We start from the raw sequence: 13,486 nt of genomic DNA on the forward strand, positions 1-13,486 counted from the left end.
CGTAGCGGCTCCCTCAAGACAACCATTCCCCGAGGTCTCGTCGCCACTTTTTCGCTGGATAAGCCGCAATTATGACGTTTGCGCGGGCGGGCGAGTTCGGTTAAGTCGACTATCCGGTTTGCACTCCCGACGCTACTGGGCGTGGGCGGCCAGATAGTCCGCGACGGGGATCGGCGCCGACGCGGCGTAGCCGATGGGCAGCAACACGTCGCCGGCGGTCGTGACGTAGTAGACGTCCCAGCGGTAGAAGGTGGCAAACGCCGCGGGATCGGCCCCGATCAACGCGGCGTAGTCGTCGACCGCCTGCACATATTGGTGTGCGTGGTTGTAGCTGTAGACGGCGCGATCGCGGTCGTTGGCAAATCCGTTGGCGTTGAGCATGCGGCCCGCCGCCATGATGCTGTCGCGCGGCGAATTGACGTCGCCGCCCTGGCCATACGACGCGAACGTCGACGGCAAGAACTGCATGGGGCCTTGGGCGCCGGCGGTGCTTACGCCGTTGATGCTGCCGAAGCGCGTCTCGACCAGGTTGATCGCGGCCAGGTAATTCCAGCTGACGCCCGATTCCGCCTCCGCCGCGTGGTAATAACCCATCAGCTCGTCGGGCGGAGCCGGCGCCTCGATCCGCCAAGCCGGCACGGTGTCACGCACTTGCGCCATCGCCTGGAGCTGTCGACGGGCGTCGACATTGCGGTCGTAGACATCGATCAACGTCGCCGGGACTAATGGCCGGACGATCGCATCCCAATCCGGATGCCGTCCGATGGCCCGGTAGGCCGCTTGCTCGCGATGGGCCGCCGCGGCGAGCGCTGACTCCGGCGTTGACTGGTCGCGTAGCGCGAGTTCGTCAGCGACGAGATCTTTGGCCAGCTGCGCGGGGTCGGATGCCAGCTGTGGCTGCACGCCGAGTGGCACGCCCGGCGCCTCGGCGAACATCGACGGTGCCGCCGCCGATCGCCCACATACGACGATTGCGACCACGATCACCGCGAGGGCCAGCGGCGCGGCGCACCCATGTCTACGGTTCATTGCGTCCACCACCAACGATTACATGAAGCCCTGCGACTGGTTGGCCCGCACCGAGTCTTTCGCATCCGACCGCATGACTTCAATGGGTGTCCGAACCCACGCGCAGATTGAATGCGCAGGAAGCGCGCCTCGGTCGACGTAATCTAAGTCGTCACACGAGACGGCTGGCTGGGAGGTCGATCTGAGCGTGAAGGGCAGACCCACCAAGGCCGACGTCGCGCGCATGGCGAACGTGTCGACCGCGACGGTCAGCTATGTGCTGAATAACTCGGTCGGGCGGACCATCTCGGCGCAGACGCGCGCCGCGGTCCGCAGTGCCGCCGCCGAACTGGGGTACCGGCCCAACCTTGCCGCCCGCAATCTCGCCCGCGGGAAAAGCGGCGTGATCTTGTACATCGTGCCGCAGCTCGCCGGCGGTGAGATGCCCATGCAGGTGGGTACGCACATGACCACCGAGTTGACTCGCCGCGGCATCATGCAGGTCCAGCTGTTCGAGACCGAGCACGACGACGCGGTCGCCGATGCCATCAATCACCTCCAGCCGATCGCTGTGACGAGTCTTTTTCCCTTGGGCCGCAAGGCATCTGGCGCAGTGAAGGATGCAGCCATCCCCCACATCTGCGTGCACACCCTGCCGGGGCTCGGCGACCCGCAGTACTCGGTCGGACAGATGCGCGTCGACCATCTCGTCTCTCGGGGGCATCGCAACCTCGGGTTTGCCTACTCCGGCGATCGGCGATGGCGCGCTCTCGGCGACTACTGGATCGACGGCGTCCGGCGCGCGGCGCACCAGCACGGTCTACCCGATGTCGTCGTGACCGCGTTCACGCCGGACGACAGTGCCACACCGGTCCGCGAATTGCGCGACGCGGGCGTCACCGCGGTCTGCGCACAGAGTGACGAAGTGGCCTTCGTGGTGCTCGACGGCATTCGGCGCGCCGGATTGCGTTGCCCGGACGATCTCGCGGTCATCGGTGTCGACGCCACGGCCCTGTCGCCCTTCAGCGTCCCCGCTCTGACGACGGTGATGTTCGACCGCGCGGCGATCGCCGAGGTGGCGCTGTCAGCGGTGTTGACCGAGCTCGGCGTGCCCGACGAACCCCGTCCAGCTGCCCGGGACATCGCGACGCTGGTCGTGCGCGAATCAGTCTGAGTCATGCTGGACACTTACTAGTTACGCGCGTAACCTCTGTCGAGCAACGACGCTACGCGAGCAAAGGGCCAGGAACATTGACTGACGCCATAGCTGTCTACAACCCCTCCAACGAGGAGCTGATCACCGAGGTCCCCGATTCCGACCAAGCGGCGGTCGACGCAGCGGTGGCCCGCGCGCGCGAGACCTTCGAGTCGGGGGTGTGGCGCAAGGCGCCCGCGTCGCACCGCGCGAACGTGCTCTTCCGCGCCGCGCGCATCATCGAGGAGCGCACCGACGAACTCGCCGCGCTCGAGGGCCAAGACAACGGCATGAACCTGACCGCCGCGCGTCACATCATCCCGGTGTCGGTGGACATGCTGAAGTACTACGCCGGCTGGGTCGGCAAAATCCACGGCGAGTCGGCAAACCTCGTGTCCGACGGCCTGCTCGGCACCTGGGAGACCTACCACACGTTCACCCAGCTCGAGCCGGTCGGCGTCGTCGGCCTGATCATTCCGTGGAATGGGCCCTTCTTCGTCGCGATGCTCAAGGTCGCGCCCGCCCTGGCGGCCGGTTGCAGCGCGGTCCTCAAGCCCGCCGAGGAGACGCCGCTTACCGCGCTGAAGCTCGAGGAGATCTTCCGCGAGGCGGGTCTGCCCGACGGCGTCCTCAACGTCATCACCGGCTACGGCGAGACGACGGGCGCCGCGATGACCGCACACCCGGACATCGACAAGATCTCGTTCACCGGATCGACTGAGGTCGGACGGCTGATCGTCAAGGCGGCCGCGGGCAACCTCAAGCGGCTGACGTTGGAGCTCGGCGGCAAGTCGCCGCTGATCATGTTCGACGACGCCAACCTCGACAAGGCGATCATGGGCGCCGGCATGGGACTGCTGGCTGGTTCGGGGCAGAACTGCTCATGCACCTCACGCATCTACGTGCAGCGCGGTATCTACGACCAGGTGGTCGAGGGGCTTGCCGGCTTCGCCCGAATGCTGCCGATGGGCGGCAGCGACGATCCCGACTCCGTGCTCGGGCCGCTGATCAGTGACAAGCAGCGCAAGCGCGTGGAAGGCATCGTCAACGACGGCGTCGCCGCGGGCGCGCAGGTGATCACCGGCGGCAAGCCGATGGACCGCAAGGGTTACTTCTATGAGGCGACGATCGTCACCAACACCACACCCGACATGCGGCTCATCAAGGAGGAGATCTTCGGGCCGGTCGGCTGTGTGATCCCGTTCGACGACGAGGACGAGGTGCTCGCCGCCGCGAACGACACGCACTACGGCCTCGCCGGCTCCATCTGGACCGAGAACCTGTCCCGCGCCCACCGTGTCGTGAATGAGCTTCGCGCAGGCCAGATTTGGGTGAACTCTTCGCTCGCGGCCGACCCGTCGATGCCGATCAGCGGCCACAAGCAATCGGGCTGGGGCGGCGAGCGGGGCCGCAAGGGCATCGAGGCCTACTTCAACACCAAGGCGGTCTACATCGGCCTCTGATCGGCCTTTTGAGCCGCGAGCGTAGAGCTGGCTACCCGAGGCTCTTGGCGAAGCCGCTGAGATCGCGGATGCTGGACACGAAAACCTCGGGCATCGCGCCGGCGAATATCAGATCGCCCCCGTGACAGGTGCCCGCCACCAACCGACCTACGGTGGGTACACCCGCGCGCACCAGACGGCGGTAGTACTGCAGTCCCTCGTCGCGCAACGGGTCGAGTTCGTTCACCGAGATCACATGTGGCGGAAGGCCATCCAGATCCTCGTCAGTCGCGACGCCGGCAAAACAGGTGGGGTCGTTCGAGTTCTTACTGTCGGGGTCGTACAGCGAACCCAGTAGCTCCAACTGTTGAAGACTGATGAAGTAGCCGTCGCATTCTCGCAGCGATGGCAACTCCGCGGGGGGTTCGTGCCACCGGTTGGAGATGAACGGGCACTGCGCATAGAAGCCCGCGATTTCGTGGAGCCATCCCTCGCTTTTCGCTTTGTGCGCCACGGTCAGAGTGAGATTGCCGCCGCCGGACTCGCCCGCGACGACCAGGTGGCTGACGCCAAGTTCGGCGCGATGCGATGCAACCCAACGAACGCCGGCTGCGCAGTCGTTCAATCCGGCGGGAAAGGGGTGTGGGCCGAGTTTTCCGCCGGAGTTGCGGAACTCTACGCCGACGACGACAAGGCCGGTGCCCGCGATGTACTCGCGCAGCCGCGTGTACGTTGCGTCGGCGGCGCTGGCGATGGCCATGCCGCCACCGTGCAGGTGCACCACGGCAGGTAACGGGCCATCCGCATCGGGGCGACTGATGTAGAGCGTCACGTCGTTGCCGTCTTCGCCGGTGATCGTCGTGGCCGTCGTGCTCACGCCGTGCGCGTCCGGAACACCTGCCGCGAACAGACCGAGAACGGCGCCCATCCCCTCCTCGGCCATCGCGGCATACGCCAGCAGTTGCTCGAGTGGCGCATCGCGAGTCATTGCCACCGTCGGCGCATTGCCGTCGAGACCCACCGGCGCCAGAGCGTCGACCATTCGCGGGTCCGCCCGAGGCTCGGTTCGCAGACAACAATCCGGATCAGCAAGGCGACCGTTGGCCATTTTGCGACCTTACTGTCGTCCGCCGCACCGCCGCTAGACCGAAATGATCGGGGCGAGCGAAACACTGGGCCCTGGCCGCCTGCGCTGGCATCGTGACCACTCATGCGGGTGTGGCTGAGCGGCTAGGCAGCGGCCTGCAAAGCCGTACACACGGGTTCGAATCCCGTCACTCGCTCCACGGATTCACGGTCGCGCGTGCGGCGTCACCAGGAACTTCTCACCGGTCGCTCGCTTGAGGTATTCGTTGAACGCCTCAGGCTGCAGCATCCCGGCGAGCGACACCTCCCGGGTGTAGTTGCTGGCGAACGTCGTCGTGAGCTCCGCGGCCACCCGTGCGCGCAACCGGCTAAATGTCTCCACGCCTGCGCTCTCGATGAACAGCGTCAGCAGCCACCCTCCGACGCCCCACGCCATGCCGAAGCTCCTCGTGAGAATAGTGGGACTCGTATCGAGCGCGCCGTAGATATACACCTGCTTGTGGACGTTCGACCCGTAACGCGAATACTCCGCCGCGGTCGCATTGGCTGCCTTCTCCATGCCGTTGAGGATCTGGCTGGCCAACGTGCCACCACCGGTGGCATCGAACGCAAGCGTCGCGGACGTCTCTTTGAGGGCCTCGACGAGGTCGGTGCCGAATGAGGGCGAGGAGGAGTTGAGGACATGGGTTGCGCCGAGTGAGCGCAGCAGCTCCTCTTGCTCGGGTTTGCGGACGATATTGACCAGCGGTATCCCGTCTTTCAGGCAGAGTTTGACCAGCATTTGTCCCAGGTTCGACGCCGCGGCCGTGTGTACCAGGCCCGAATGTCCTTCACGGCGCATGGTTTCCGTCATTCCCAGTGCCGTCATCGGGTTGACGAACGACGACGCGCCGTCGCGGGCCGTGGCCCCCTCGGGCAGGACCAAACAAGCCGACGCGTCGACCGCTCGGTATTGCGAGTACATCGCGCCGCCCGCGATCGCCACGGTTTTTCCGACGAGCGCCTGGGCCGCGTCCGAGGACCCCGCGGCCACAACGGTGCCGGCACCTTCATTGCCCACCGGAAGCGACTTGTCGAGTCGCGCCGACAGCGCGCCCAGGGCGCCCACGCCGAGGGAGGCGGTGACCACGGGGCGTTCGGGCGTGCCCGTCACCGTGGCCTTGGTCATGTCGGCGCTGGCAACCAGAAGACCCAGATCCGACGGGTTGATCGGCGAGGCCTCCACCCGCACCAGCACCTCGTTGGCGCCGGGCGTCGGGACGGGAATCTCGTGCAACGAAAGTTCGAGTGTGCCATCGGAGGTCACCAGCGAACGCAGCTCCAGTGCTTCGCCAGGTAGATCTGCGGTCATGGGCGGTGCCTCGTTTTTTCTGTTGTTGGTCAGCCTTACAGCGTGTCAACGCGAAAGGCGGCTACACATCTTCCGCCGCGCGGTCTGAAACGGCGTCGAGGTAAAACCATCGGCCGGCGCGGCGCTCGAAGCGACTGCGCTCATGCAGGCGGTCGACGCGGCCCCGGGATTCGAACCGGGCGTCGAACTCGACCTCACCGCGATCGTCGTCGGGACCACCCGCGACGGTATCGATCACCTCGAGACCCGTCCAGGTGATGCCCGGGTCGACGGTCACGTCGGCCGGCCGGGTTCGCGGATGCCACGTGCGAAACAGATAAGCGGCGTCCCCACAGGCGAATGCCGAATACCGCGACCGCATCAGTTCCTCGGCCGATTGTGCCTGCGACTCGCCGTCGTGCAGCGGCCCGCAGCACGCGTGATAGCCATCGCCACTGCCGCACGGACACGGCGGCCCGAGGATTTCGTTCACGTCCACAGCCTGACAGACGCTACGGTCCTGCGGTGGCCGCCGCGTCCTGCAGTACCTGCTGCAACTTGTCGAACGGATCGCCGTCGGTGGGGTGGAGCCGACGCGGCGGTATCTCGCGGTCATCGGGTGTGACGGTGGCCAGCGCCGGCGGCGGTGGCGCGGGAGACGCCACCGGGGGTGGTGGCGGCGGGGGCGGTCGCACGGTGGGCGGCGAGGCGTTGAGCTTGCGCGTCAGCCGATTCGCGGTGTCCTGCCGAATGGCCCGCCGTTGCGGGTCCGAGTCGTTGTTGCCCGAGAAACAGTCATGCGGCGCGGCCTCGACGACGGCCAGTGCGCTTCGATAGCGTTCGTCAGCATGGGCTCGATCCCCCGCCGCCGCGGCCTGATCGCCCCGGGTTTCGCGAACCAGCTCGAGGTTGACTCGCACGGGACAAGAACCGGATGCATCGGTGCGGGCAAGGGCAGCCGAGAAGTGAAAGTCAGCGTCGTCGAGCCGGCCGTCGAGAACGGCGGCCGCCCCGGCGGCGAACCAAGCCTTCGCCGGTTCGACCACATTGGCGGTGCCGAGGACCTCTGCGTCAGCTTGGACCGCTCTTGCGTCACCGTGGTCAAACGATGTCGCGGCCGAATTACCGGCTACCACAACCGAAATCAGCTTGACAATCACCAATAGCGCTGCGACGGTCAGCGGGGACGAGTAGATCAGCAGCCGTCGTCGTAGTCGCAGCCTTGTCGGCCTGTGCATCATGATGCCAAGTCTCGTCGGGCAATACGGCCGCGCCGGAACTCGCGTACCGAAAGGTAGATTTCGGCCAGCAGCAGTCCCACCGCAAGCAACGCAGGCAGCCAGTACAGCTCAACCCGTTCGACACCGAGGTCAAAACCGCGCGCTGCATCGGGGAGATCGAGCCGGAAGGGCTGATCCGGGTCCCGATGTAGGTATCGCACCTCGAGTTGTCCTGCGATTTGCCGCAACTCGGTTTCGTCGATCGCATCGGTGCGCCCGTAGCTCAGCACCGCTCCGCCATTTACCGACCCCGGCGTGAGGTTGAGGTCGCCCTGCCTCGCACGCGATCCCGGCGCACCGGAACCGAAGTACAGCACTACGTTGCGCGAACCCGGATACTGTTGCAGCGCCTGCGTCAGCTGGTATCGCAGGACGTTGCCCGGTGCGGCGGCGTCGACGTCGGCACCGTCCTGGGCGGCGCCGAGGGCCGAGATGGTCGGACATAGGCTCCAGACATCTTCGGACAGAGGCCAATTCAGCGATGCCTTCGAAGTGAAGCTGACGAGTGCGTACCGTGCCGCCGGGTACTGCTTGATCAGTTCCGTGATGTCGTCGCGTATCCCGGCGATGCGCGCAGTGTCGATGCCGTAGTCCTCGATGCCCGAGGCGGCCGACCGATCGACGACGAGGAATACGTTGAGATTCGCTCCGGCTGCGGCGGTTGTCCCAGTGCGATTGTGGTCGTCACGGATCGTTGGACGGGTGGTTGCCGCAATAAGCAGCAGCACCGCCAGGGTCACGCCGCTCCAACGCAGCACCACACGCAGACGCCGGCTCCCCGCCGACTGCAGCACCCGCCAAAGCGCCACCAGCCGGGCCAGGGCAAGCGCGGCTGCTACGACCGCGAGGATCGGCCAGGGCAGCACGGGTTGATACGTCATCGGCGCAATACCAGCAGGGCCACCGAGAGCACCGCTGCCGACAACAAGGCGATCGCCAGCGGTACCACCGGCGCATCATGGAAATCCGCTGTCACGATGGTGCCGTCCGCGCGACGTGCCGCTGGAGTGTGCGTGCGAATCTCGTTGAGTGCCGGGGTGACTGGTTTCGCTCCGGCCCTGATGTACGAGCCCTCGGTCTGCTGCGCGAGCGCAGCCAGCGCGCCGCTGGCAGGCGACCGGGCCATGTCGACCACATTGACCTGAGCGTTCGTACGTTTGGCCAGTTCTCGCACGGAGTTGTCGGTGAACAGCGAGGCACGCGACTCCCCCGCCGCGCGAAGCTGCGAGGGCCCAAGATAAATCACCGAGCGCCGATGGGAGTCTTGCTGCTCGTTAGCGGGGAAGCCGGAGAGACACAGCGCGATAACATCATTCACGCTAGGGGCATAGTCCGTGTAGGGTACCGGAGCGGAGAACGACGTCAACTGCCCCTGATGGGCACCGACGTATCCGCTGAACTGACCGGCCGCGTATTGGTGATCGCGCGTCAACGGCACCAGACGCCGGTTCACCGATGTCAGGCCGATGCGCTGGGCCGGTGGTGAAGCGGTGGTCTGCCGCGCGAAGTAGTCGAGTAGTTCAGTCGTCGCAGGATCGGTGACCGGCTGCGCGACGCACAACATGATGTACTCGGGGTGCATTGCGTCAAAATCATTGCCGGCCTTGCTTGGTCGGGCGGCGGCCCACATCGCGGCGCTGAACATGACCGCGAGCACCACCAGTTTCACGATCGTCGACAGTGAACGGAGCCGGGCCACTCTCGCGTACTCCGGCAGCCGGGTCAGCCGGGCGATATTGGCCAACGGTCGTAGCTGTCTGCGGGCAGCGGTCATGGGCAGCAACGCCGCCAGCGCCACGGCTGCCAGGAGGCAAGACGATCCAATGGCCGCTACCGGCCACCACTTCAGGTCCACGAGCGGATCAACTCCTGCGCCGAGGCACTCACCTCGCCGATGTGAACTCGCGTCTCGGCGTTGAATTGCGCGTCTCCGAGCCGGGCCAGCAAGGGCGTGGCCGCGGCCAGACGCCCGTCGGCTACCGCGTCGATATGGAGGTACTGAGCGCGCTCACCAGTCGCCTGATGCAAGAAACTGCGTACCGTCCGGCCGATGGCCGCACCCGCCTGCGCAGCCGACGTTCGGCCCGCGTCGTACTCGGCGGCGACACGCTGTACCCCCCGCGCGAACCGGTTGCGGATGATCCGGGAGTGCACCCGCCGCACGAAGGGGATGCGTCGCAACCGATGCGACGGCAAAGTCCACACGAAAAGACCTGCATACCAAGCGGTTACGGCGAGAACCAACAGGACGGACCATACCAGCCACCACGCCGAGTACGGCTGCGGTCCGAACACGTGACGCAGCAGATCATCCGGCACGAGCGGCTACCTCGGTCAGGCCGACGAGTTCGCGCCGGATGTCAGTGCTAGCGCCGACGGTTGCGTGCGGAATCGCATGTCCGGTCAGAAACGCACCGAGACGGGCGCGGCGAACCCGCTCGGCTCGGCGGTAAGCAGCGACGACCCGCGGGCCCAGGTCGGCTCCGTTCAGAACGAAGCGACCGGTGGCGACGTCATACCCGTCCGTGTCGTCGGGCCCGACCGCGGGCATGTCCGAGACCATTGCCCACATGATGTCGTGGCGTGCGCGTAGTCGAGTGAGCACCGTGCTGAGCCGGTCATCGATGTCGGGTTCGTCGGACACCACGATGATCAGCATGCTGTGCCGGTAATGCGTTGCGGCGTACTCGAGTTGGCCGCAGATATAGCTGGGTCCGGGTTTGGTCGTGGTGTGCTGGTACCAGCGATGCAGTAGTCCCTCGACGTGCGGCTCGCCGCGCCGCTGAGCGATGTGGACGCAGCCGCGACGGTCGCCGTAGACCAGGCCGATCTGATCGGAGCGCCGTAGGCCGATCAACCCCACCGAGCCCATGATGTGCGCGGCTACGTCGCGCTTGCATTCCCCACTCGGGGCGAGCGCCGACATATTGCGACCGGCGTCGGCGACGAGCAGGATCTTGTGGTGCTTTTCGGACACGAACCGTTTGATGAGCACGCTGCCCGACCGCGCCGACGCCTTCCAATCGATATCGCGGACGTCGTCACCGGGAACGTAGGGGCGAAGGTCGTCGAATTCCATACTGCGGGTGTGCAACAGCGTGTAGCGGCCACCTTCGAGCAAGCCGCGGGTGTCGGTGCCGAAGTGGGCCTTCGCCCGGTTGAGATGCTTACCCACGACGACCGTCTGCCACCTCAGGGGACCCGGACGGCCCGCAGCGCGGCGTCCACGACGACCTCGGGGGTGATATCGGCGCTGGCCGCTTCAAAGCCGAGGATGAGTCGGTGCCGCAGCACCCGGTGGGCGAGCTTCGCGATGTCCTCGGGCAGCACGTGCGCACGCCCGGATAGCACCGCCTGCGCCCGGGCCGCCTTGCAGAACGCGATCGTGGCGCGTGGGCTGGCACCGTAGTCGACCAGCCTCGCGATCTGCTTGGGCAACGCCCGCGTTGGGTGACGGGTCGCGTCGACCAGTCGACTGGCATAGAGCATCAGTGCACGATCCATGTGGACGTGACGCACCACGTCCTGCAGGCGCAGCACGTCTTCGAGGCTGACCACCGGCCGGGTGGGATGCTCCTTGTCGTAGATGCCGGCGTCGATTCGCGACATCACTTCCACCTCCTCCTCCGGGGAGGGGTAGCGCACTATCTCCTTGAGCAGAAAGCGGTCGGTCTGTGCCTCCGAGAGCGGATACGTGCCTTCCTGGTCGACGGGGTTCTGGGTGGCGATGACGAGGAACGGATCCGCAATCGGGTGCTCCTGCCCGGCGATCGTGGTCTGTCGCTCCTCCATCGCCTCCAGCATCGCGCTCTGGGTCTTCGCACTTGACCGGTTGATCTCGTCGAGCAGCAGGATGTTGGCGTGCACCGGACCCAGCCGGGTGACGAACGAGTTGGTCGCCGAATCGTAGATCTGCGTGCCGATGATGTCGCTGGGTAGCAGGTCGGGCGTGCACTGGATGCGGTGGAAGCGGCCGTGAACCGACTCGGCGAGGACCTTCGCCGCCGTGGTTTTAGCCAGGCCCGGCACGCTTTCGAGCAGGATGTGGCCGCCCGCAAGCAGGCCGATCAGCAGTGACTCCCTGAGTTCTTGCTGCCCGACGATCTTGGCGGTGACCGCCTCGGAGATGGCGCCTATGACCCCCCGCACGCTGTCGAGTTCGCCCTGATCCGGTTGCGTCCGTGCTGTGCTCATACGCACGACGGAATACCCGGCCACTGAATTTCCACACGTCGACCCGCCCGTGGATTTCGCCGCAGGAACCGCGACGCCGGGGTCGGCGCCGGCATCACGAACCCCGGCGACGCTACACGCGAGCACCGCACCCGCGGCGATAATCCGACGCGACATAGTTTCACTGCTCGTTGCATCAACTCGCCGTCAGGATGCGATACTGGGCGGCCATCTCCTGCTGCACGTTGTCGAGTTGGCGGGCAACAGTTTTGATCGTGTAGCGGCCCGCCGCGGCCAGACACCAGTAGCGGGGCACCAGACCGTTGGATCCGGCGACTCGCGTGCAGTGACTGTTCGGAAGACCCGGAACTGATGAAGCCGCTTGCGCAGCAGGGGTTTTAACAGCGAGATCGCTGTAAGCCTGGGCGAGTGTCTGCGCGGCCGAGGGGTCTTTCGTTTGGTAGACGGTGGTCAGGTTCACCGAAACGAAGTCGACACCGGCCGCGGAAAGCAGCGGCCCGGTCTGCACCGGGTCGTCTTCGAGGTGCAGCGCGCCCGCCGGCGGGTAGGCGGCCCCGGACATCGAGGTGGTCTGGTCGTCCGGCGGCGGTAAGGTGCGCGCGACGAGGCCCGTAGGATCCAGTGCCAGCGTGGGAAATTCGACGGCTTCGGTTGGCACAAAGGAGTCGATGAGCGGAACCTGACGATCCAGTGTGCGCCCGGCGAGCTGGGCTTCGCAGTCCGGGCCGGCCGCACACCGCACCACCTGAGCGAGTACATAGGGACCACGCGCGGTAAGCGCCGTCAGTTCGCGAACAGTTTGGGCGCCCTCCTGGAACGTCAGCACCGTGCCGTTGGCGTCGGGATGCCCTGGAATGGGCAGCGGGCTTTCTGGCTCGGTCACGATCGGGGTGGCGGTGGGATCTCGGGGCATATGCCTGGCCGCCGTGGTCATGTTCTGCGCCGCCTGCGCGGCCTCCGCGGGGCTGGCGAATCGCAGCACGGAATTGCGCAGCGCCATCTGCGGATTGGGGCCCGGGCTTTGCCGCTCGGTAACGAAGCCGACCACCAGCGATAAGTTGTACGCGCCGCCGCCGATGGGCGCCCACACCGCGCGTGTCAGCCCCTTGGATTCGGCGATCACAGCCGGACCGGAAGAGCTCAGGCCGACCAGCGTGGGATCGACTTCCCAGGGACCGACGACGTAAGCCGCCATCCGACGGCCCTCGACCAGTCGCCCCGCGTGGTCGGAGCCGGCATTGCCCAGCGGCGGCTGCGGCGTGACCGGATAGCCCCCAGGGTCAAGCATCGACGCGTTCACCGGCGCCGTGGAGGATGAACTCGACACCGGCGCGGGGGCGGCCGCTCCGCCGGTGGTGTGGCTGCAGCCCGCCAGCACCAGCGCGAGCAGCACGCTCACAACGCTCGGGTTTGGTTGCGGCAGTCTTCGTTTAGGCCTTGAGTGACTGGTCACGACGTCTTGCAGATCTTCCATCCGTCTTCGAGTTTCAACGGCAAGCTGACGGTGCGAGTGCCCAAGGTTTCGTTCTGACCCTCGAACGTGGCATCGGCGGTGTTGCCCGTGATCGCGATGTTGGTGATGTTCTTGATCGTGGTGACGCCGTTTTGGGCGCGGCCCTTCTTGACGTAATTCATTGCAGTGCCGCTAAATTGGTTCCTCATCGCGGTGCACATCAATTGCAGGTAGGCGTCCCAGTTTTGGGTGTTGTACGCGTCCTGAAACGCCATCAGGGTCTCGCGGATCTGATCCTCGGCCGAAGGGCTGGCCGAGGGGGCTGGTGGCGCCGGGCGACCGGACGGGGCGGCGACGGTCGGCGATGCCGGGATACCCGTCTTCTGGGGCAGCGCCGAGCCGCCGGTCACCGTGGTACACGAAGTCGCCAGCGCAGCGGCGACACCGGCGGCCCACAGGCGCGCAATGACCGGCGCGAAACTACTCATCGATCTCCCC

At 66.1% G+C, this 13,486-nt stretch carries 14 protein-coding genes and 1 tRNA gene; 3 read left to right on the plus strand and 12 right to left on the minus strand.

Translation table 11 applies throughout. The features are described from left to right. Window positions 1-132: 132 nt before the first annotated feature. Window positions 133-1,029: a lytic transglycosylase domain-containing protein gene (locus AAHS21_RS12540; protein ID WP_342927997.1), complete on the minus strand. Its 897-nt coding sequence runs from the start codon at window positions 1,027-1,029 to the stop codon at window positions 133-135. A gap of 223 nt (window positions 1,030-1,252) precedes the next feature. On the opposite strand from AAHS21_RS12540, the gene AAHS21_RS12545 reads away from it, so the two are divergent. Next, window positions 1,253-2,182 carry a LacI family DNA-binding transcriptional regulator gene (locus tag AAHS21_RS12545; protein ID WP_342928214.1) on the plus strand — a complete coding sequence of 310 codons (930 nt, stop codon included), beginning with the start codon at window positions 1,253-1,255 and terminating at the stop codon, window positions 2,180-2,182. A 77-nt stretch (window positions 2,183-2,259) separates the two neighbouring features. Beyond that, entirely contained in the window at window positions 2,260-3,666 is a 1,407-nt protein-coding gene (locus AAHS21_RS12550) for an aldehyde dehydrogenase family protein (RefSeq protein WP_342927998.1), read from the plus strand. A gap of 31 nt (window positions 3,667-3,697) precedes the next feature. Here the strand turns inward: AAHS21_RS12550 and AAHS21_RS12555 are convergent, their stop codons facing one another. After that, a complete protein-coding gene (locus AAHS21_RS12555) occupies window positions 3,698-4,753 on the minus strand; it encodes an alpha/beta hydrolase fold domain-containing protein (RefSeq protein ID WP_342927999.1) in 1,056 nt (351 codons plus the stop codon). Window positions 4,754-4,857: 104 nt separating this feature from the next. On the opposite strand from AAHS21_RS12555, the gene AAHS21_RS12560 reads away from it, so the two are divergent. Next, window positions 4,858-4,931 (plus strand) — tRNA-Cys (locus AAHS21_RS12560). A gap of 5 nt (window positions 4,932-4,936) precedes the next feature. Here the strand turns inward: AAHS21_RS12560 and AAHS21_RS12565 are convergent. The 10 genes from AAHS21_RS12565 to AAHS21_RS12610 all read right to left on the minus strand — a co-directional run bounded on the left by AAHS21_RS12565 (window position 4,937) and on the right by AAHS21_RS12610 (window position 13,476). Next, window positions 4,937-6,082 carry a zinc-binding dehydrogenase gene (locus tag AAHS21_RS12565; protein WP_342928000.1) on the minus strand — a complete coding sequence of 382 codons (1,146 nt, stop codon included), beginning with the start codon at window positions 6,080-6,082 and terminating at the stop codon, window positions 4,937-4,939. 61 nt (window positions 6,083-6,143) lie between these two features. Further along, complete coding sequence (locus AAHS21_RS12570) at window positions 6,144-6,554, minus strand: YchJ family protein (RefSeq protein ID WP_342928001.1); 411 nt, start codon at window positions 6,552-6,554, stop codon at window positions 6,144-6,146. Between the two features lie 19 nt (window positions 6,555-6,573). Continuing rightward, window positions 6,574-7,302: a hypothetical protein gene (locus tag AAHS21_RS12575; protein ID WP_342928002.1), complete on the minus strand. Its 729-nt coding sequence runs from the start codon at window positions 7,300-7,302 to the stop codon at window positions 6,574-6,576. Further along, window positions 7,299-8,222, minus strand: a complete 924-nt coding sequence (locus AAHS21_RS12580; RefSeq protein ID WP_342928003.1) for a VWA domain-containing protein — start codon at window positions 8,220-8,222, stop codon at window positions 7,299-7,301. The genes AAHS21_RS12575 and AAHS21_RS12580 overlap by 4 nt, the downstream gene beginning before the upstream one ends. Then, window positions 8,219-9,196, minus strand: coding sequence for a hypothetical protein (locus AAHS21_RS12585; protein WP_342928004.1), 978 nt, complete (start codon window positions 9,194-9,196; stop codon window positions 8,219-8,221). Before AAHS21_RS12585 ends, AAHS21_RS12580 begins: the two co-directional genes overlap by 4 nt. Further along, a complete protein-coding gene (locus tag AAHS21_RS12590) occupies window positions 9,187-9,660 on the minus strand; it encodes a hypothetical protein (RefSeq protein WP_342928005.1) in 474 nt (157 codons plus the stop codon). The genes AAHS21_RS12585 and AAHS21_RS12590 overlap by 10 nt, the downstream gene beginning before the upstream one ends. After that, window positions 9,650-10,516, minus strand: a complete 867-nt coding sequence (locus tag AAHS21_RS12595) for a DUF58 domain-containing protein (protein ID WP_342928006.1) — start codon at window positions 10,514-10,516, stop codon at window positions 9,650-9,652. The genes AAHS21_RS12590 and AAHS21_RS12595 overlap by 11 nt, the downstream gene beginning before the upstream one ends. Window positions 10,517-10,533: 17 nt before the next feature. Next, a complete protein-coding gene (locus AAHS21_RS12600; RefSeq protein WP_342928007.1) occupies window positions 10,534-11,535 on the minus strand; it encodes a MoxR family ATPase in 1,002 nt (333 codons plus the stop codon). 175 nt (window positions 11,536-11,710) lie between these two features. After that, complete coding sequence (locus AAHS21_RS12605) at window positions 11,711-12,934, minus strand: hypothetical protein (protein WP_342928008.1); 1,224 nt, start codon at window positions 12,932-12,934, stop codon at window positions 11,711-11,713. Window positions 12,935-12,984: 50 nt separating this feature from the next. Further along, the gene (locus AAHS21_RS12610) at window positions 12,985-13,476 is read right to left on the minus strand and encodes a nuclear transport factor 2 family protein (RefSeq protein ID WP_342928009.1); all 492 of its coding nucleotides are present in this window, start codon (window positions 13,474-13,476) and stop codon (window positions 12,985-12,987) included. Between the last annotated feature and the right edge of the window lie 10 nt (window positions 13,477-13,486).

Source organism: Mycobacterium sp. 050272 (assembly GCF_039023525.1).
In the GTDB taxonomy this organism is placed as follows: domain Bacteria; phylum Actinomycetota; class Actinomycetes; order Mycobacteriales; family Mycobacteriaceae; genus Mycobacterium.